General features: G+C 36.1%; 22 protein-coding genes. 12 read left to right on the top strand and 10 right to left on the bottom strand.

Annotated elements, in window-relative coordinates; translation table 11 throughout:
• Nucleotides 1–210 precede the first annotated feature (210 nt).
• The 5 genes from M1D52_RS09325 (at nucleotide 211) to M1D52_RS09345 (ending at nucleotide 2,809) form a co-directional block, all read left to right on the top strand.
• On the top strand, nucleotides 211–429 hold the full coding sequence (locus M1D52_RS09325) for a hypothetical protein (protein WP_437392324.1): 219 nt from the start codon (nucleotides 211–213) through the stop codon (nucleotides 427–429).
• Nucleotides 430–434: 5 nt separating this feature from the next.
• Complete coding sequence (locus tag M1D52_RS09330; RefSeq protein ID WP_130855182.1) at nucleotides 435–644, top strand: helix-turn-helix domain-containing protein; 210 nt, start codon at nucleotides 435–437, stop codon at nucleotides 642–644.
• Between the two features lie 135 nt (nucleotides 645–779).
• Complete coding sequence (locus M1D52_RS09335) at nucleotides 780–1,004, top strand: hypothetical protein (protein WP_130855183.1); 225 nt, start codon at nucleotides 780–782, stop codon at nucleotides 1,002–1,004.
• Nucleotides 1,005–1,149: 145 nt separating this feature from the next.
• Nucleotides 1,150–1,734, top strand: a complete 585-nt coding sequence (locus M1D52_RS09340; protein ID WP_130855184.1) for a hypothetical protein — start codon at nucleotides 1,150–1,152, stop codon at nucleotides 1,732–1,734.
• A gap of 148 nt (nucleotides 1,735–1,882) precedes the next feature.
• On the top strand, nucleotides 1,883–2,809 hold the full coding sequence (locus tag M1D52_RS09345; protein WP_437392326.1) for an RpnC/YadD family protein: 927 nt from the start codon (nucleotides 1,883–1,885) through the stop codon (nucleotides 2,807–2,809).
• Between the two features lie 276 nt (nucleotides 2,810–3,085).
• On the opposite strand, the gene M1D52_RS09350 is transcribed toward M1D52_RS09345, so the two are convergent.
• Both M1D52_RS09350 and M1D52_RS09355 read right to left on the bottom strand, forming a co-directional pair.
• Complete coding sequence (locus tag M1D52_RS09350; protein ID WP_377612870.1) at nucleotides 3,086–3,997, bottom strand: helix-turn-helix domain-containing protein; 912 nt, start codon at nucleotides 3,995–3,997, stop codon at nucleotides 3,086–3,088.
• A 17-nt stretch (nucleotides 3,998–4,014) separates the two neighbouring features.
• Nucleotides 4,015–4,809: an SDR family NAD(P)-dependent oxidoreductase gene (locus M1D52_RS09355; protein ID WP_437392328.1), complete on the bottom strand. Its 795-nt coding sequence runs from the start codon at nucleotides 4,807–4,809 to the stop codon at nucleotides 4,015–4,017.
• Between the two features lie 882 nt (nucleotides 4,810–5,691).
• Here M1D52_RS09355 and M1D52_RS09360 point away from each other — a divergent pair.
• Nucleotides 5,692–5,904: a hypothetical protein gene (locus M1D52_RS09360; RefSeq protein ID WP_437392329.1), complete on the top strand. Its 213-nt coding sequence runs from the start codon at nucleotides 5,692–5,694 to the stop codon at nucleotides 5,902–5,904.
• 272 nt (nucleotides 5,905–6,176) lie between these two features.
• Here M1D52_RS09360 and M1D52_RS09365 read toward each other — a convergent pair whose 3' ends face one another.
• The 3 genes from M1D52_RS09365 to M1D52_RS09375 are packed head-to-tail and all read right to left on the bottom strand — an operon-like array spanning nucleotide 6,177 to nucleotide 7,553.
• A complete protein-coding gene (locus M1D52_RS09365; protein ID WP_437392330.1) occupies nucleotides 6,177–6,605 on the bottom strand; it encodes a hypothetical protein in 429 nt (142 codons plus the stop codon).
• A gap of 8 nt (nucleotides 6,606–6,613) precedes the next feature.
• Nucleotides 6,614–7,030, bottom strand: coding sequence for a helix-turn-helix domain-containing protein (locus M1D52_RS09370; RefSeq protein ID WP_437392331.1), 417 nt, complete (start codon nucleotides 7,028–7,030; stop codon nucleotides 6,614–6,616).
• Nucleotide 7,031: 1 nt separating this feature from the next.
• Nucleotides 7,032–7,553, bottom strand: coding sequence for a hypothetical protein (locus M1D52_RS09375; protein WP_437392332.1), 522 nt, complete (start codon nucleotides 7,551–7,553; stop codon nucleotides 7,032–7,034).
• 974 nt (nucleotides 7,554–8,527) lie between these two features.
• Between M1D52_RS09375 and M1D52_RS09380 the strand changes: the two genes are divergently transcribed.
• The 3 genes from M1D52_RS09380 (at nucleotide 8,528) to M1D52_RS09390 (ending at nucleotide 10,090) form a co-directional block, all read left to right on the top strand.
• A complete protein-coding gene (locus tag M1D52_RS09380; RefSeq protein WP_437392334.1) occupies nucleotides 8,528–9,259 on the top strand; it encodes an energy transducer TonB in 732 nt (243 codons plus the stop codon).
• Nucleotides 9,260–9,366: 107 nt separating this feature from the next.
• A complete protein-coding gene (locus M1D52_RS09385; RefSeq protein WP_437392336.1) occupies nucleotides 9,367–9,606 on the top strand; it encodes a hypothetical protein in 240 nt (79 codons plus the stop codon).
• Nucleotides 9,607–9,883: 277 nt separating this feature from the next.
• A complete protein-coding gene (locus M1D52_RS09390; RefSeq protein ID WP_437392337.1) occupies nucleotides 9,884–10,090 on the top strand; it encodes a hypothetical protein in 207 nt (68 codons plus the stop codon).
• A gap of 35 nt (nucleotides 10,091–10,125) precedes the next feature.
• Here the strand turns inward: M1D52_RS09390 and M1D52_RS09395 are convergent, their stop codons facing one another.
• Nucleotides 10,126–10,383 (bottom strand): hypothetical protein, encoded by a 258-nt coding sequence (locus M1D52_RS09395; protein WP_309012404.1) that lies wholly within the window; start codon nucleotides 10,381–10,383, stop codon nucleotides 10,126–10,128.
• A 443-nt stretch (nucleotides 10,384–10,826) separates the two neighbouring features.
• Here M1D52_RS09395 and M1D52_RS09400 point away from each other — a divergent pair, with 443 nt between their 5' ends.
• Complete coding sequence (locus M1D52_RS09400; RefSeq protein WP_437392339.1) at nucleotides 10,827–11,486, top strand: hypothetical protein; 660 nt, start codon at nucleotides 10,827–10,829, stop codon at nucleotides 11,484–11,486.
• 288 nt (nucleotides 11,487–11,774) lie between these two features.
• Here M1D52_RS09400 and M1D52_RS09405 read toward each other — a convergent pair whose 3' ends face one another.
• The 4 genes from M1D52_RS09405 to M1D52_RS09420 all read right to left on the bottom strand — a co-directional run bounded on the left by M1D52_RS09405 (nucleotide 11,775) and on the right by M1D52_RS09420 (nucleotide 15,952).
• Complete coding sequence (locus M1D52_RS09405) at nucleotides 11,775–14,213, bottom strand: TonB-dependent receptor domain-containing protein (protein WP_437392341.1); 2,439 nt, start codon at nucleotides 14,211–14,213, stop codon at nucleotides 11,775–11,777.
• 10 nt (nucleotides 14,214–14,223) lie between these two features.
• Complete coding sequence (locus tag M1D52_RS09410; protein WP_437392342.1) at nucleotides 14,224–14,700, bottom strand: MauE/DoxX family redox-associated membrane protein; 477 nt, start codon at nucleotides 14,698–14,700, stop codon at nucleotides 14,224–14,226.
• Nucleotides 14,701–14,704: 4 nt separating this feature from the next.
• A complete protein-coding gene (locus M1D52_RS09415; RefSeq protein WP_437392343.1) occupies nucleotides 14,705–15,691 on the bottom strand; it encodes a hypothetical protein in 987 nt (328 codons plus the stop codon).
• Between the two features lie 96 nt (nucleotides 15,692–15,787).
• Nucleotides 15,788–15,952 carry a hypothetical protein gene (locus M1D52_RS09420; RefSeq protein ID WP_437392345.1) on the bottom strand — a complete coding sequence of 55 codons (165 nt, stop codon included), beginning with the start codon at nucleotides 15,950–15,952 and terminating at the stop codon, nucleotides 15,788–15,790.
• Between the two features lie 1,334 nt (nucleotides 15,953–17,286).
• On the opposite strand from M1D52_RS09420, the gene M1D52_RS09425 reads away from it, so the two are divergent.
• Both M1D52_RS09425 and M1D52_RS09430 read left to right on the top strand, forming a co-directional pair.
• Nucleotides 17,287–17,691 (top strand): DUF805 domain-containing protein, encoded by a 405-nt coding sequence (locus M1D52_RS09425; RefSeq protein ID WP_437392347.1) that lies wholly within the window; start codon nucleotides 17,287–17,289, stop codon nucleotides 17,689–17,691.
• A 109-nt stretch (nucleotides 17,692–17,800) separates the two neighbouring features.
• Entirely contained in the window at nucleotides 17,801–18,328 is a 528-nt protein-coding gene (locus tag M1D52_RS09430; protein ID WP_437392349.1) for a hypothetical protein, read from the top strand.
• The last annotated feature ends 32 nt before the right edge of the window (nucleotides 18,329–18,360 follow it).

The following is an 18,360-nucleotide window of genomic DNA, read 5'->3' on the forward strand; positions in this document are numbered from 1 at the left end:
CTAAATCTATGAATTTATTCGGTTAATAGCGGAACCTATATTTTCAATTCGGATAATATTATTGACAGAATACTGTATCAACACGTTAAAGGATATCACGATTTCCCCCCTTCGCTGTTTACATTCACGATCTGTGTACTTTTATTGTCCACCGTCAGCAAACTTAACCTGGCCAATCCTTTTACAATAGGAATAACAAAGCGAATTACGTTGATTGGATGTTTATATCTCGTTTATGGAATACTAAAAATCGGCATCGCCCTATACAGCTGGCAAAGATTAAATCATTTTGCAAATGACATTGTAACCTCTTTCCCTAGCTTTCGCTATGATTTGGCAGATATCAAGATTGGCATATTTGTGCTGATATTGGCATTTATCTATAAAGTAGGCACTATGATGCAGGAAGAGCAACGATTAACTATTTAACAGAGATGGCTATAGTAGTAAACTTGGATGTGATGATGGCCAAACGTAAAATGTCCCTCAACGAACTGCAATCAAAAGTAGGTATTACCTTGGCCAACTTGTCAATATTGAAGACAGGCAAAGCGAAAGCAATAAGGTTCGAAACTTTGGAAGCCATATGCAAGGCCTTGGAATGTCAGCCAGGGGATATACTGGCATATGTTAACGACGATTAATCGCTAATGATCGGATATTCTTTACCATACTGCCTTTCGTACAGGACTACTGAGCAACAAGCGAATTGCCGACAATTTTAAAAAATACCTTATATTTGCCTAAGTGACTGCTATTTAGACGTCTGATTTTAGATTATGAAAAGTATAACCGATTTCTACGAAAAGAGTGGTGACTGGCTATTCAATCTAGGTGATCCCACTTCAAATGCAAGTGATTCAGCTTGCGAAATTAAATCGACTTCAGAGGAAGCCGGAGGGAGTAAGCTCCGCAAGCTGATTCGAAGATTATTTAGGTCCATAAAAAAACAGGAAGAGAAAATGAAGAGGCTTCATGCAATCCAAAGTTATCCTCCAATATGATGGGCTTAAAAAAGTAGTATATAAATGATTAACTTTGGAAAATAATTGCTGACTAGCTATGTAAACTAAGGATACAATTCCAGAGGATTGCGGGAAAGCAGATTTTAATATTCCGTTTAGCTTTCGATTAAAGAAATAAATGTGTGTGTTATTAAAATTAGATAGGGTTTTTCGCAGATTACAGTGTTGCTGCCTATTGGCAACTATTATTGTCTCCTCGTGTTCCGATACTAAAACGCTCAACTTTGAATCTTTCAGTATTGAAGTCCCGAAAACATGGGAACCTGTACAGGCGGAAGGGATCGATTCTTATGTAGGACAGATTGCTATTGATAAGCAAGATACCTTGTCTTTTGATTTAGGATTCTACTCCAATTCATTAGAAGAATCAATTGTACTAATACCTAAATCTTCCACCCGGTATTTTGATAAAAGGCTGCTGAAAGAGCCTTATATACATATTGTCGCGGAGGTTGATACAAGTAAGAATCCAGATGAGTTTTATGTAAACAACTATTCTCAATTTGAAGTTAATGGACGAACCGCTAAAATCGTAGAACCAAAGCAAGCTGGCAATGGCATAACGGGGGTCTATTTCGATAGCTTATGGGCTGTAGGTAACAACAACGTCCGATTCCAGTTAAGTGGACATGATTTAAAGCCAGAGAATCAGAAAGCAGTTTTAGAAGCCGTTAAGACGCTGAAATTTGTTAAAAAGCAAAATGACTAATTCTCTTTTTGAGTAACACAATTAAAGAAAACAGATTTGCGAAGGGATTGAATATTGTTAATACCTTGTAAATGTTTTGTGCTAAAAATATTAGTAATATTCCGTTGTTTTCAGTATCTTTGCCATAGAACCAAAGCCGAACCTGTCGATGGCAAAAAAAGACGATCTGTTATGGAAGGGGATATTGGAAGAGATCTTCGATGACTTCCTTCGTTTCATGCATCCCGAGGCTGATGATATATACGACCTGAAAAAGGGCATCGCCTTTCTCGATAAAGAACTCGAGCAGTTATTCCCGCCCGAAGAAGATGAATTTTCGCCGAAGGTTGTGGACAAGCTGGCAAGAGTAAACACCTGGGAAGGGAAGGAGGAATGGATACTGATTCATGTAGAAGTACAAGGAAGGTATCAAAAGGATTTCCCCAGGCGTATGTTCACTTACTATTACAGGATATTGGACAAATACAACCGACGTATCAGTGCCTATGCCATCTTTACGGACGGATACAAGATGAAGCGACCTGATAGATACGAAACCAGCTATCAAGGAACCAGTTTAACTTATCGCTTTAATACATACCAGCTGGCTCATTCTAATGAGCAAGAGTTACTACAGAGTGATAATCCCTTTGCTCTTGCGGTACTGGTTGGTAGGAGCGCTTTTGTTGGCAATAGGGCAGAGGACAGCGAGAAAAAAGATAGCGAGCTGCTGGAATTCAAAGGAACGCTATTGCGAAAGTTGGCGAAGGCACAGCTTAGCAGTAAGAAGATCAGAGCATTAATGAATTTTTTGAAGTATTATGTGCATTTTGATAATCAGTATAATAATGTTATTTTTGATAAACAAATACAAACGGTTAAAGGAAGGAGCGAAGCTATGGGCATAGAAGAACTGATGCTTGATAGAGCAACAAAAGAAGGAATACAAAAGGGCGAACAAAAAAAGAGTAAAGAGTTTGTTGAAAATTTATTGCTTGAGTTCGGCTTTACCGATGAGCAAGCCGCCAGAGCCGCAAAGGTATCAATTGAATTCGTTCAAAAAATTCGCGCCAAACTAGATAATAAGAATAAATAGACTAATCTATTTATTATACATATTTGAGCCATGCATTGAAAAAACAAGCATGGCTTTTTTGTTAATTACCACATAATCTAAAGAGGCTCTCGTGCGATCGCAGAACAGCCTTATGGAATGAGCGTAAAATAATAAGAACTTCCAGCACTCCCACAGAAAGTTGATCTTCTGTTCACTTTCCAATAACCCCGAACACAATTCGCGCTTAGCCAATAACTATAGGTTTTCGAATCCGAGGAATGCGTATTCACGAGCGCGTGATACTTGAAGTAGTTATCAGTTAAAGTTTTGCCGGAATGCTAAAGGCGACATTTCGGTTTTTTGTTTAAATAATTTACTGAATGATTGCGGATAATCAAAACCCAATTGATACGCTATTTCACTTACTGAAAGTCCGGTGCTTGTCAGTTTTTCTTTAGCATTTTCAATCAATTTGTCGTGAATGTGCTGTTGTGCGGTTTGACCGGTGAGTTGTTTTAAACAATCGCTCAAATACTTTGGTGATAAATTAAGTTTAGAAGCGAAGTAGTTTACAGTCGGTAAACCGTTTTCCGTTTCCGCAAAATAAGCATTTAGCAAGTTTTCAAATTTGCTTAAAAGTTCACTACTATTTTGTTTTCGTGTAATGAACTGCCTATGATAATAACGATTGCAGTACGTAAGCAATAAATCAATGTTTGAAATAATTACATCCTGACTAAATTTGTCTATCGGTAAGCTTGTTTCTTTTTCTATCTGTAAAAAAATGGCTTCAATGGACTTTTGTTCTTCATCTGACAATATCAGAGCTTCGTTAACAGCATAATGAAAAAAGTCATACGTTTTTGTCTTTTGCGATAAGGGGTAACCTCTCAAAAAATCGGGATGTACGGACAGCAACCAACCCGTTTGCGGAATAAAATTGCCTACTTCTAAAATGTTCACTTGCTTCGGAGAAAAAAAAGACATGACCCCCTCGTCAAAATCGTATTGCGTTTGCCCGTATTGCGTTTTGCAAGGGCAATCTTTTTTAAGCGTGATTTGATATAAATCCGAAACTAATTTTGTGCGTTGTTCCACTTCATTTTTTGGGAAATCTTCAAATCGCAGTAAACTAAACAAAGGATGTCTCGGTTTCGCTAAACCCAATAGCTGATGTTGTTGTGCCAATGACCGAATATTTACCGTTGCAACTTCCTGCTTGTTCATAAGTTCAAATTTATAAATTACAATCCCATTTCTTTTCTTTTTCGTTGAGCAAAAACGCTCGTAATAGTAGAGTATGGAATTAAAGACCCTATTTTTGCTAACATTGCATTTTGAAATCCTGAAACATGAAATGTTTTTTTCTTTTCCAATGCTTTTATCATTTCTGCGGCAACTTGTTCAGGTGTCTGTGTATACGCACCTTTTACAAGTATTTTTCCCCATTCATTATTGTTGGCAGCAGTATTCATAAAATTGGAACTCGTAAGTCCCGGACAAAACAACATTACATTTACTCCATAAGGTTTGCATTCTTCGGTCAATGCCTGGGTAAATGAACGGACAAACATTTTGGAAGCCGCATAAACACTCATATATGGACTTGGGAAAAAGGAAGCCATAGAACCGACATTTATAATAGTTCCATTTTTGTTGTTTTTCATTTGGGGCAGGAAAAGATGACAAAGTGCAACCAATGAAGAATTATTTAATTGCAACATTTCTAACTCGGACTGCAAATTGTTGTTTACAAACTCTCCACTTGAACCAATTCCTGCATTATTCACCAGAACGTTTACCGACAAGTTTCTCTTTTTAGCCTCTTCAAAGACATAATATGCGGTTTCGGGTTTGCTCAAATCTGCAACAATGTAACTTACTGTAATTCCGTTTTGGTTTGATAGTTGTTCGCTTTGCTGTTTCAGTTTTTGTTCATTTCGTGCAACCAAAAGCAAATTGTGTTTTTTCTTTGCTAGTCGGTATGCTAATGCTTCACCAATTCCGCTTGTTGCACCTGTAATTAATATAACCTCCATCTTCTTCAAATTTTATGTGGCAAAATTGCGACTGTTTGAAAAATTAAAAGTGTTCAAATGTCGGCATGTTGTATTTAAATGTCGGGGCGGCTATTGTTTTTACACGGATGAAGGCAAGAAAAAGTTTAAAAAGAACTGGAAAGCCGTCGAAGGAATACTTAGGTTTCTAGACTAGTTTTTCGATAAATATTAGACTAAAGAATCAAAACTACAGGCGCTCCCGCAGAAAGTTGTCTTCTATTCACTTTCATATAACCCGAGATCCAATTCGTGAAACAGTTTCATGTTCTATTAACAATCGTGAAATTTAGAGAGAAATCGAATCAATGTACAGGCTAAGGAATATGATTGTTTCACTTTTTCGTTTTATTATTTGAAATAAAAGAATATTTTTTACTAAAAATATTAGTAAATAGGCTGCAGAAAAAGAACGAGCAAAGGCAGATCAAGAGAAGCTGGATTCAGCTAAATCTTTAAAAGAAACAGGACTTTTAAGCAACGAGCAAATTGCCAAAAGCCTGAAGTTGCCTTTGGAAGTAGTTGAAAAGCTATAGAGTATACAGCATAAGTTTAGAAGCCATGCACAAAAAAAACGTGCATGGCTTTTTTGTTTAAGATATCGTCAGACCCGAACGGGGCTCTCGTGCGGTGGCAGAGTCGGCCTTATGAAATGAGCGTTAAAATGATTTAGCCTTGTTGGGGCCTAAAAATCATGTTAAGAAGCGAAGTAGGGGTTAGCGGGTAGAGCGGCTCAACAGGATTGCGTGAAGGAGCTGAATCATTTAGCGAAGTTCATACAGCCTAGATCTTATTCACTTGTGTTCATTTTCAAAAAGGTTCATGAGCTCGGAGTAAACTCCTCGGTTTTGTTACTTTTGTATCATGACAAAAGTAAAATCATTTCCTTACGAAGCGAGCCTAAAGGCAAAATGGGATACCCAGAATGCCTTTGAGACTATCAGAAAAGAAGAACGTGCAAAGGCAGATCAAGAGAAGCTGGATTCAGCTAAATCTTTAAAAGAAACAGGACTTTTAAGCAACGAGCAAATTGCTAAAAGCCTGAAGCTATCTTTGGAAGTAGTTGAAAAGCTATAGAGTATACAGCATAAGTTTAGAAGCCATGCACAAAAAAAACGTGCATGGCTTTTTTGTTTAAGATATCGTCAGACCCGAACGGGGCTCTCGTGCGGTGGCAAAGTCGGCCTTATGAAATGAGCGTTTAAATGATTTAGCCTTGTTGGGGCCTAAAATCATGTTAAGAAGCGAAGTAGGGGTTAGCGGGTAGAGCGGCTCAACAGGATTGCGTGAAGGAGCTGAATCATTTAGCGAGGTTCATACAGCCTTATATCATAGCGAAATAACTAAAACTAAGTGTTTATTTTCGACTTTAACAATTCATTCGGACTAATAACCGGCAGTATAAAATCTTTAAGTGCGGTGTCAGCTAATTTCGTATGCAATATGCCTCTTAGTGTGGAATAAGCGATAGTAAGTAATGTGCTTATAAGAAGGCCTGAGAATAGAGGCTTCTCATCTTTTTTAAGAACATATTCTTCTAAATTTTCTACCTGAAAAATAAAGTCATAAAGATAATCTGCAATTTTCTGGCCCTCATATTCTAGGAAAACGGAAAGCGAAATTTTAAAGGATTTTTTTTCCGAATTATGTTTTGTTGATTGTGCAATGCTAAGTTTTAACTCTTTATCTGCAAGTGCGTATTGATGGTCAAAATATTCTCTGGAAGGAAGTATCCGTACTAAGTGAATTTTTTCAGCGATGATTGTCCGTTTTTCCATGGTATTCGTTAAGCAGAAACCTCTTCATATAATGAATCCTCAAAAATATCTTCTTGGATGGCAGGTTGAATATCCTCAACACGTACATAGGCAGTAAAGTAAACGTTTCTTACACTCGGCTCGATATGAATAATATCTTCACCTAACACTTCTTCTATTTTTGTAATCGTTTTGGTGGTAAAAGTATGCTGACCCGATAGCCATTTTGATACCTCCGAACGCTGCTTTCCCATGGCAGCAGCTAAATCAGCGGGTTTCATACCCTTTGATTCTAAAAGCGAAGCGATCTTGTTCGCGATAGCTAGGTTTTTCTTAACGAGGCGTTCAATAGCAGGGTCACCATTATCCTTTAGCCAATTGTCTATAACATTGATTTCCAGCTGTCCGTTTTGCTCCTTATTAATTTTTTTTCTTGATATTTTCATGTCAAAATACAATTTTCAAATTCTGTTCGTAAATGATATCCAAATAGTCATCATCCCATTCAATATCTCCGTCTCTAAGCGCATTGTCAATCGCCAATGCTAACGTATTTGCAAGATTAAAATACGGTGCTACTTGAGGGCAATTCTGCGCTTGGTCTGCTGTTTTTATATCCCCATCAAATAAAATGACCACATGTTCATTCAAACGGTGACAATACAATCTCAAGTTGTTACTCGCAGTCTGATCTTCTTCAATATAGCATGGTTCTCTCTTCGTTCCTGGTGGGGGCAATGCCGCGGCATCCTTTTCATCCCTAAATAAATGAGACAATGCCCCATACCGATTTCCGATTACCCGTAGCCATGTTAGAATATGATTTAACTTTTCCTTATTCACAACACTATGTTTGTCTACAAATCCTTCGAATAAGGATGCCTGATCTTCATATCCGTTGATCACAACTGAATAATAGATCACTTTGTTATACTCTTTAATGAACTTTATACATACAAAGTTATCCATAAAACAATGGTTTTACAAATTTTGTTTATTTTTAAGTGAACAAATAAATTTCCTTATTATCCATTCCACTATAAGGTTACACGTTCATCTACGTTCTGCGAGTAGACTTTCAGTGGTGAGGATATTGTTCAGCTAACTGTCAATTCGTCAACTCTTTCTTACTTTATTGAATGCTTCGCTATTAGTCAAGAGTCCTAATAATTCAAATATACTAAAAATATTAGTATTTAACATCCTGCCTTTTGAGTAATGTACAAATTGCCAAGAGCCTTATATTTGTCTAAGTGCCTGCTATTTAGAGGTCTGATTTTAGATTATGAAAAGTATAAACGATTTCTACGAAAAGAGTGGTGACTGGCTGTTCAATTTAGGTGATCCCACTTCAAATGCAAGTGATTCAACTTGCGAAATTAAATCGACTTCAGAGGAAGCCGGAGGAAGTAAGCTCCGCAAACTAATTCGAAGATTTTTTAGGTACATAAAAAAACAGGAAGAGAAAATGAAGAGACTTCATGTAGCTCGAAGTTATCGCTCAATATGATGAGCTAAAAAAGTAGTCTTTAACGGCGAGCTTTGGAATATAAAGTCCTTTTCGGTGTCAGAAAGGCATTGGCAGAAGAGTCAGCAATAAAAAATGAAAGCCTTTGTTAAAGTAGGAGGCGAAATCAAAGAGTACCTGCAAAGGGGCTCTTAAAAACAATGCCCAAAGATTAAAATCATAAAATAGACTACTAGCTATTATCACATATTTAAGCCATGCATTGAAAAACAAGCATGGCTTTTTGTTTAAGATATCGTCGGCATCCAAACGAGACTTCTCTGCAATGGCAAGGATAGTTTTATGGAGTTAGTGTGAAGTGATAGGACTCATCTTTAACCTATTGCAAATCCAAAATACACTAAGTATTTTCGCTAAGTCAAACTAAACTATATCATCTCAATATCTATTAGAGGACACCTAAGCTTATACAAATATGAAACAACTCCTATGGCTCGCTATTTTCGGTTTTACTTACCACAACAGTAAAGCACAGTCGACAGACACCATCTACTATGACAAAAAATGGAATAAAACGAATCAACCCGAATTTTACCATTTTTATCGAACCATTAGTTTTGACAGTACCGCTAACCTTTACGAGATAAAAGATCATTATGCCAATAAGAAAATGCAGATGCATGGTCATTTTTCATCACTAAACCCCGAAATTCGAGAAGGAGAATTTGTCTATTATAATCCAAATGGAAAGATTACAGATAAACTCGTTTGGATAAAAGGTATTATTGCGGAAACTTTTACGTATGATAGTCTAGGGAAGCAAAATTCACATACTGTTAAGAACGAGTACCTACAAACATTGACGCGCGAGGAAAAGCTTGCGAAATATGGAATTAAGGAAATAGACGAAATCCCTGTTTATCCAGATGGAAAGGAGGCTCTCCCCATTTTTTTAAAAGAGAACTTAAAATATCCCGATCAGGCCGTTAAGCAACGAATTGAAGGTCTTATCATGATAACCGCTAGAATTGACAGGAAAGGGAGGTTGCAGTCCTTGAAAATTGCAGTTTCAGGAAATACTATTTTGGAGCAAGAAGCGATGCGCGTGGCAGGGCTCATGCCGAAGAAGGGTTGGAAACCTGGTTACGATAAGGGAAAAGCAGTAGATGCAGATTTTAGCATTCCGTTTCGTTTTCAATTAAAATAAATGTGTGTATTATCAAGATTAAATAGGATTTTTTGCAGATTACAGTGTTGCTATCGAATTTTTTGAAGTATTATGTACATTTTGATAATCAGTATAATAATGTTGTTTTGGACAAACAAATACAAACGGTTAAAGGAAGGAGCGAAGCTGTGGGCATAGAAGAACTGATGCTCGACAGGGCAACAAAACAAGGAATACAAAAGGGTGAACAAAAAAGCAAAAGTCAGGTTATTTCAAATCTCTTGGAAAAATTTGGCTTTAGCATAGAACAGGCCGCTGAAGCGGCAGATGTTTCAATTGAATTCGTTCAAAAAATTCGCGCCAAACTAGATAATAAGAATAAATAGACTAATCTATTTATCATACATATTTGAGCCATGCACCGAAAAAAACGTGTATGGCTTTTTTGTTCAATTACAACAGATAAGTCAAACGAGGCTCGTGCAATGGTAAGGACGGCCTTATGAAATGAGCGTTAAAATGATTTAGCTTTGTTGGGGCCTAAAAATCATGTTAAGAAGCGAAGTAGGGGTTAGCGGGTAGAGCGGCTCAACAGGATTGCGTGAAGGAGCTGAATCATTTAGCGAAGTTCATACAGCCTAGATCTTTTGTTACTTTTGTATCATGACAAAAGTAAAATCATTTCCTTATGAAGCAAGCCTAAAGGCAAAATGGGATACCCAAAATGCCTTTGATTACGCAATAAAAGAAGCCGCAAAAGCGGCTACAGAAAAAAAACGTGCAAAGGCAGATCAAGAGACGCTGGATTCAGCTAAATTTATAATCAGGGAAATAAGAAGCTCCAACTGTAGATTTTCCAGCCCCATTTGATCCCGTAATAATGTATAAATGTGGCATCGGAATATTTATTCCAAACGGTATCTGTTGCGAATATTGTTTATTTCTTGTTGGTCCAGTTGATGAACGATTTCAAAATCCGAGCCATTTGTGGTTTGTTTGACCAAGCAAATTGTTCCATCAGGATATTCTAAATAGCACATAGATCCCTCTAGCTCATTGGCGTTGATCATAAAAGGAAGGCCGTTTTTCAGCCGTTGCAATCGAAGCCTTCTGACAGCATCGCTTCCTCGTTTTGCTAAATCCTTTGATGTGGCAGATCTCATATTATACTACATTTACTACAACGATGCGGTCAATAGTGGTAAAAACTATTATATTCGCTTTGCATCGAACCAAAAATAATAAAATTTAGCCAATTCCTGAAGCTGCTCTTAGGTGTATTCTTTTGTTTCTACTTAAAAGTATCATGATTTAAAGCCTAATCAACTACACTAGGGGTAATCAAAAGCAAGCTTCCATTCAATGGTAAGAATGACTTCTTCATCATTGCCATTTTACATCTAAGGTAAAGTGGAATAAAAAATATGATTGTTCCTACTTTCTTCTTTTTATTTTTAAATAAAAAAAACTTTTTCTAACTTCTCATAGCTCAATAGAATTATGACGGCTAATGAACTTGCTGTTTCCGTCGGTTTTAACGGATCAATAATGTGCCTTTAATGGTATAGAAAAAAAGTTTGTATTAATTAAATCATACCCTAAATCTATGACTTTATTCCGTGTAACAGTTTTTCTGATATGTTTATGCTGGACATCTATCGTTTCCGGCCAATCTCCTGCCGTTCTGGTACCCACTCATACGGTTGACGAGTTAAAATTGATGAACGTTTCTTATAATAAAGCAATTGGTTTTGAAGAAGTTTCAGGTACCGAATGCTTTGGATCATGGCCTAAATTAGAAGCAATTATTACCTGTGCTCCAAGGCAACTAAGATCTGATGATGGACAGTTCCTAACCTTCATTTCAATGTATCGGCCTTTTAACAAAGATGATTCTGTATTTCTATCTAAAATATCGGTTCCGGGTGCATTCAACGGTCTTGATTGGAAGCATGAGGCAAATATAAAATATGATATTATACATTCAATGGGCAAAGAAGCAGGAAAAAACTGGAGGGAGTATATAGACTATTACCCAGCGGGAGAAGCTCATCGAAAGTTTAACGCGGATTCAGCTTTTTTCTATTCTCTTAAACTTGAGCCGGAGGACTATTATCAGGATAAATATAATCATCTTGAAGTGCTGTGTCTAGCCAAAAAAAGAAGAGGGGTGATTTTTTTCTATTGCTTTTACACGGATGAAGGCAAGAAGAAATTTAATAAGTATTGGAAAGCTGTCGAAGGAACACTTCGGTTTCTAGACTAGTTTTTCGATAAATATTAGATTAAAAAACCAAAACTTCAAGTGCTCCCGCAGAAAGTTGATCTTCTATTCACTTTCATATAATCCGGAACGCAATTCGTGAAAACAGTTTCGCGTTTTAGTTGGTATCGTAAATTTGGAGAAAAATCGAATCATTATTATGGTGGCGGTGTAAAAACAGTTTATCCATTGATAAACATATTATTGTAATATTAGCAAAGCAATATAGAGAAGCTAAACGAAGCTCCGTATGAAGAAAAGAAAGTGGTTTCATATATGGTTTTCCAAATATTAATTCATTGATTTTTGCCCCTCCTTAACATCTGTATTTTTGATTTTTCGATCGACCCCTTTTTGAGCGAAGGATTTACCGAACGAGTACGAGAAATTAATAGCAACATGATCCATTTTGTAGAAGTAACGTTCTTTTTGATTAAAATTTGGACTTCCGATTCTTTGTGAAAATCTATTGTTAAATGAAAATGGATTTGTTAACTCTAATCCCAATGTGCCTCGTGATTTGAGGATTGATTTATTAAGATTGAACTGAGCATAGCTGAAGTTAAAAGAACGTCCCTGAAGAATAACTTTTGGAGCACCTATGGAGAATATCCCCCGTAATGTAAGGCCTTTAGGTAATCTGTAATTGAAATTGAAATTTCCTGTAAAATTATATCCATTGTTTTCTGCCACGCTCACATTCTCCAACTGATTTTTTACGATATATCTATTGACATTGAACGATGTACCTATATTTAATTTTGGTAACGATATCGAGCTCGAGAAGTTTAATCCAAGAGATCGATCACGTCCCGAATTAAAATAGGATGTACTTAGGACCTCGCCATTACTTTGGGATATGTTCTGAATAATTTCTTTGCCCTCAGAGTAGTATAAAGAAGCATACAAAAAGCTCTTCTTTTTTACTAACACATCGTAACTTAACTCCAAATTATCTGAAAACTCTGGCTGTAATTCAGGGTTTCCAAAGATCAGATTGTTCGGATCATATGAAGATACAATGTTCGGATTTAACAAATTTACTCCTGGCCGCATAATTCCACGTGAATATTGTATTTTGACATTTTGGTCATTCTTGAGTTTTCTGCTGACTGTGATGGAAGGGAAGAAATTGTGGTGATCATTTGCTATTTGTGCTTTCCTCTCGTTGTAGAATGTTCCGTTAACATTAGTATATTCAAATCTTGAACCAACTAATATATAGTAGCTGCTAAATGAATAATTGTAGTTTAAATACGCTGCGTAAATATCTTGGGATGCTTCGAGACCTGTCGATTTTCCTCTTAGTATATCTATAATCTCAAGCTGTTCGGACTTGTTAGATACAGAGTCATTAATATAGGTTGTAAAATTCCTCAATATAGTTTTTGCTCCAACCTCTATTTTAGATTTTTTCGAAAGGAACCAATTATAATCGATCTGAATAGTCGATTCTTTTGATTTAGGTACATTAAGTTCATATTCATATCCTTCTCTTTGAAGATTGTCGACACCATATGTATTACTATTACTGGAATTTCCATAAAGATATGAAATTACCAGCTCATTGTCGTTTCCTTTGAATTTACGCGTATAATCCAAATAAAGATTTAAGCCAATGCTCTTGGATTCAGATAGAGCATAAATATTATTTTTAGCATATTGTGTATTTTGAGACAAAAAGGAGTAATTGGATAAACTACTCTTGTCGTTTTTTGATGAATTGATGTTGAAATTACTTGAAATGATATTTAAGCTATCAACCTCATAAGAGAAATTGAATAATCCAGCTTGTGTAAACGCTTTGTTGGTTCTGTCACCATCTTGATCAATTTGCCGATTGGTATCTAGCATTTTACGATGTATAGTATAGTCTCCTATGTTATTATACGTATTGAATCCATAGTTTATCACCGAACTTATTTTTTTTGTCTGGATGCTTAAGTATACGTTTGCATCATTATTATCTCTAGTGCCAGCACCAAGACCTATCGAGCCAAAATATTGAGGGGCGATGGGCTTTTTAGTAATGATATTTACAATTCCAGCATTATTTTCTCCATCATATTTGGAAGAAGGATTTGTCATTACTTCTATATTCTTGATTTCTTTCGCAGGCAACGTATTGAGGTAATTCATAAGTGAATTTGCATCGGAGATCGTTCTTTTTCCGTTTATCAGGATGATGACGGCTTTTTTTCCCAGAACCTCCAGTCTTTTGTCTCTTCCAATGTTGATTAAAGGTACCCTCGCTAGAATATCAATCAGTTTCTGATTGCCCTGTATGTCAGCATCGTCTACATTATAGATAAGTCTATCACGATTACTTTCAATTTTGTTTTTTATCCCAGTAACGCTTACCTCTTTTAACATCGTAATATCCGGCGACAGCGGAATCATAATTTGTAGCGATTTAACGGTGTCAAGATGAATTTTGATCACTTTTCTTTTATATCCCATCCTTTGCAAATGGATTGAATAGTCTTTTCTTTCTAAACTAGTAAGGTGGAATATCCCTGAAGAATCAGTGAACGTATGTACATTGCTCAACGAATCATTACTTAGCAAAGTTACCGAGCAGAATTCTATTTGATTGTCGGTTATTGAATCTTTAACTATTCCCGTTATTCTATATTGGCTTGTAGAATCTGTGATGGATTGAGCAAATGCATGACTTATCAACGCAATTGGAAGGGAAAAAGTGATCCAGTATTGAAAATAACTTCGCATCTGTTATCAATTATGCATTTGCGTTAGTCATCATTTCCTGATGGAGAGTCTTCTTAGAATAATTGACGTTATCATGAACAACTGCCGCAATGTACGTCAGTAGTGATAAAATGAAATTTAATATTATATGCATTTTATAAGAAAGACCTTCCAATATAAAGCCACAGGCGCAGGGTTTCGTATCATCATAGAACATGGCAAGGAAGAGGAGATAAAATCCAAATAAACTCAATGTAAAACTAGTCAATAACAAGCCATTTTTTAATTGCTTTTCAATCGAAAGGAAAGCTAATATCACTAGCTCTATAATTATCACGCTTATTGCTGTCGGCATGATTAATACTTGTGGGATCAATGGAGATAGAAAAAGATCCTGTTTGAATTTACTAAAACGAAACACCTTGTCGATCAGGGTTATCGAGAATAAGAGTATCATAGCTACTCTAATAATAAACACTAATGCTTCTCTTGCTTTTTGCCTGTTCATATTATCATTTGAAGTTAAAACACGCGAAGGCGTTTTTGGTAATACAATATAGTTTGTTGTTAACCTTCGATATGCCTATTATTCTATTACCACCAACAAAGGGAACAAGTAGGCTATTAACGTAATTTCCATTTTCTTTGTTATAAACGTCTACGTAGCTATAGGAATTATTGGTCATACTTGTTAATAGGTATAAATACTTTTCGTCTGTTGTGCCACTTTTATTTCTTAACTCCACATTTTTATCAAAAGTTCGCCAGCCGTTAGCTGACAGTTTAATTTCGGGTTTCTGTAAATTCCTGTCGATAGTTTTGGTTTTATATATAAGATTCCCTATAGAGTCGAAAGCAAATAGCTCATTAAAAAAATATGTGAAATAGAACGACTTATCTTCTCCCTCGATAAAATTCCCATCATAAATCATTCCGTTATTTTCAATATTGGGTAAGATATTTATTTTATGTACCGTTCCTTTTTCTAGATCATATACTGCAAAATTATCCTTGCCATTATATACAGAAGTAGTATCCTGAGGGATTTTAGAAATTAGGTGGGATTTACTTAAAAAACCTACCCTACGCAACTTGTTAATTTTAAGTGTACTGTTTCGGGCTATTCCAGAATAATTTATAAAGGACACCTGTTGATTTTTCAGATCTGCCAGTCCCATTGTTGAGTCAAAGGGTAAATAATCTAACAATTGACCTATGTTGTTAAGGCTAAAACTGCCTATATCTTCTCCTTCCAAGTCTTTTTCTAGAATGCTATTTGCAGAAATTTCGTGGATATAGAAGTGTCGATTAGCATATTTCATTTCTTGGAACGATACATTAGCGTATTGTTTCTCGAAACTTTTTCTAAGCGTATCCTCACTGAAAAAATTCCGGAAGCCCATTTCTGATCCTTTCGGTTTCGAAAAGCTATGTAATAAGTATATGGGCAGACATGAAAAGATTAACATTACAATAAAGAAAAAGACATGTTTCTTCATATGACCTAGATATTGACGTAATTAAAGGCTAACCTATTCCCGTATGAGTTCGATAAAGTTTTTCATACAATAGAATAAGTTAGCCTAGCTTTTGTTTTAACAGGTTTCGCATTTCACGTAAGTAGTACCGTCAGTTGCTGTTGCACAATGCTGCCCTGACCCCGAACAAGAAGGTGCAGGTGGATTAACACTGGCCTCTAGATTTTTAGACGATACAATTCCTGCTACGAGGAATGCAGCTACAATCATTAACTTTTTCATCTTTTTTTAATTTAAGTTTGACCTACTCTTTTCAAGGTTTTCGGCTACCCCTTTAGATCAATTGTTATGTGTACAATGTTTGTGTCTGTGTTAAAAGGTCTATATACTATCAACCCGTATTAAAGCTAGCGTTAATAGAACGTAGATTGAATTAAATTTCACCAATTGCAATACAGTATCTATGAACTGGGCAGTAGGTTCAATATTTTGAAATAAACGCCATATCCATCTTAATACCTAGGGGATTCCTATACTTGCATACGGGTTTGTCCAATTTAGTTTCGATACGCGTCTTAATTTGTTTGTCAGCTATTATTATGAATTGATATATTCTTTTTTAAGGATTGAAGATGCCGGACCATTTTCATCAGTGGTGCAAGATGCATACTTGTAGACTGTATGTTACCCAGTTGTTGCTGTGATGTTTGAAATACAGTGTCGATACGAATTCGTTCATCATATCTGATGCGTATAACTACAATAAAATTCAATCATCTTGATTAATATGGTGTAAACTGTCCGTACTTCTAAGAATCCTGCTTAGATTCGACTGTTTATTTGATATTTATAGGGCATATAAACCTTGCAGTTAGTGAGCTTTCATTGACTATAATGTAAATATTGATCTTCTATTCACTTTCATATAATCCGGAACGCAATTCGTGAAAATAGTTTCCTGTTCTATATGGTAGTCGTAAAATTTGAAGAAAAATCGAATCAATGCACAGGTTAAGCAATATGATTGTTCTCACTTTTTTATTTTTATTTGTGAAATCAAAAAATCTTTTTCTAACTTTCCATAGTCAAACTAAAATATTAAACAAATTAAGCCAAAGTCAGAGAACTAAAATTAGCTATCAATAGTCGAAGGAATAACCCTTCAATAAGGAAAAAAGCGACCTCGAAATGTTCGGGTAGTAGAGGCTAAGTAACAGCAGAGCCGTTCAAAGAAGATTTCAAGTCGCGAGCTTTTGTTTCTTTTGGCGGTCCAAAAGAAAAAAGACAAAGTCAAACTAAAACATTAAACAAACTGAACCAACGAAATCAAATAGTGAGGGAGCTTTGTGAGTCTGACAACTCGCAACTGGCAACTAACAACTAGAATATAGCAACCAACGGAATAGGAATGCAGCATTTCTATAACCTATAGAATCAGAACAAAAAACAATAATTGAAAATGTAATGGGTTCGTGTGAGACGCGGACAACTAACAACCTAAAAATAGGCTCTTTAGCTACGCGCACCGAACCAATAACTAATAACGAATAACGAATAACCAATAACGAATAACCAATAACTAGTAACCAATAACTAATAATCAACCAATAACCAAAATGTTCAGAGCACCCTTTTCATTTGAAGGCCGTATTAGAAGGTTAGAATACGGTATCAGCTTTTTGATCTATCTTATCTTCATAATCTTCATCAACATCGTAATAGGTGATGACGAAGATTCTATTTATAACCTTTTGGGATTAGGAGCTGTACCACTTTTGTGGTTTTTGTGGGCACAGGGTGCAAAGAGATGCCATGATCTTGGCAGTAATGGTTGGTATCAAATAGTTCCCTTCTATTTTTTGGTATTGATATTCCGGCAGGGCGAAGAAGGTGAGAACTATTACGGAGACGATCCGCGTGTACCAAAAGGAGAACCGACTTACATGCGGCCGGAGATGGCAACGGTACTTGATGAAGTCGATATCGAAAACGATAGCTCCAAATCAATTGAAGAACAGTAATTGGTCACTAGGTTGATAATTTGCAATGCGTTATAAGAAAAAGATAATATTTCATTTTTTAATTGCCTTTTCGCAATCAGTTGTTCTATTACATGCTCAGGAAAAGATAATGACGAAACAGGTTCCTATTTCTGAAGTAATCGCTGCAGAGAAGAATCTTCGTCCAAAACCAGAGTTTTTGCACCATAACGTATACTTATCAGAAGCGTATTATCCGCTCATAGATAGATATCCTGTGAGGTTACCAGTAATTGTTTTACATAAGCCACACCATTATTTACCCCTGTATACAAACTACTTTTACACGCCAAAAGATTCTGTTGTTCGATTTGTACTATACGATTGGGATAAAGCAATGTTTGTTAGTTCACCGGAAGAGGAACGGATATTAAAAAAGGAACATACCAAGTTCAAAAAGTATAATCGAGAGTATGAACGGATTAAAGCATTGGCTATTGATCAACTCGGAATTCCAATTGAAGAAGACCGTGAAGCAAAACCTACCAAGGAATATGAAGAGACCTATTTGTCACGGACAACGCGTTGGGAAAATGATGCCATCAAGGCCGAGCTGAATATGATATTTGCGTTGAATACGCATAGAATACGACTTGTTTTATATTGGAAAGATAGATAGTAAAAATAATGTGCACATAAGTAACAACAACA

Source organism: Olivibacter sp. SA151, assembly GCF_054130995.1.

What these genes read in the sequence shown, in the direction of transcription:
- M1D52_RS09360 (WP_437392329.1), top strand. Translation starts at nt 5,692, where the DNA reads ATGACAAAAGTAAAATCATTTCCTTACGAAGCGAGCCTAAAGGCAAAA.
- M1D52_RS09350 (WP_377612870.1), bottom strand. Translation starts at nt 3,997, where the DNA reads ATGAACAAGCAGGAAGTTGCAACGGTAAATATTCGGTCATTGGCACAA.
- M1D52_RS09335 (WP_130855183.1), top strand. Translation starts at nt 780, where the DNA reads ATGAAAAGTATAACCGATTTCTACGAAAAGAGTGGTGACTGGCTATTC.
- M1D52_RS09405 (WP_437392341.1), bottom strand. Translation starts at nt 14,213, where the DNA reads ATGCGAAGTTATTTTCAATACTGGATCACTTTTTCCCTTCCAATTGCG.
- M1D52_RS09425 (WP_437392347.1), top strand. Translation starts at nt 17,287, where the DNA reads ATGTTCAGAGCACCCTTTTCATTTGAAGGCCGTATTAGAAGGTTAGAA.
- M1D52_RS09400 (WP_437392339.1), top strand. Translation starts at nt 10,827, where the DNA reads ATGACTTTATTCCGTGTAACAGTTTTTCTGATATGTTTATGCTGGACA.
- M1D52_RS09365 (WP_437392330.1), bottom strand. Translation starts at nt 6,605, where the DNA reads ATGGAAAAACGGACAATCATCGCTGAAAAAATTCACTTAGTACGGATA.
- M1D52_RS09330 (WP_130855182.1), top strand. Translation starts at nt 435, where the DNA reads ATGGCTATAGTAGTAAACTTGGATGTGATGATGGCCAAACGTAAAATG.
- M1D52_RS09395 (WP_309012404.1), bottom strand. Translation starts at nt 10,383, where the DNA reads ATGAGATCTGCCACATCAAAGGATTTAGCAAAACGAGGAAGCGATGCT.
- M1D52_RS09380 (WP_437392334.1), top strand. Translation starts at nt 8,528, where the DNA reads ATGAAACAACTCCTATGGCTCGCTATTTTCGGTTTTACTTACCACAAC.
- M1D52_RS09390 (WP_437392337.1), top strand. Translation starts at nt 9,884, where the DNA reads ATGACAAAAGTAAAATCATTTCCTTATGAAGCAAGCCTAAAGGCAAAA.
- M1D52_RS09370 (WP_437392331.1), bottom strand. Translation starts at nt 7,030, where the DNA reads ATGAAAATATCAAGAAAAAAAATTAATAAGGAGCAAAACGGACAGCTG.
- M1D52_RS09415 (WP_437392343.1), bottom strand. Translation starts at nt 15,691, where the DNA reads ATGAAGAAACATGTCTTTTTCTTTATTGTAATGTTAATCTTTTCATGT.
- M1D52_RS09375 (WP_437392332.1), bottom strand. Translation starts at nt 7,553, where the DNA reads ATGGATAACTTTGTATGTATAAAGTTCATTAAAGAGTATAACAAAGTG.
- M1D52_RS09430 (WP_437392349.1), top strand. Translation starts at nt 17,801, where the DNA reads ATGACGAAACAGGTTCCTATTTCTGAAGTAATCGCTGCAGAGAAGAAT.
- M1D52_RS09355 (WP_437392328.1), bottom strand. Translation starts at nt 4,809, where the DNA reads ATGGAGGTTATATTAATTACAGGTGCAACAAGCGGAATTGGTGAAGCA.
- M1D52_RS09420 (WP_437392345.1), bottom strand. Translation starts at nt 15,952, where the DNA reads ATGAAAAAGTTAATGATTGTAGCTGCATTCCTCGTAGCAGGAATTGTA.
- M1D52_RS09410 (WP_437392342.1), bottom strand. Translation starts at nt 14,700, where the DNA reads ATGAACAGGCAAAAAGCAAGAGAAGCATTAGTGTTTATTATTAGAGTA.
- M1D52_RS09345 (WP_437392326.1), top strand. Translation starts at nt 1,883, where the DNA reads ATGGCAAAAAAAGACGATCTGTTATGGAAGGGGATATTGGAAGAGATC.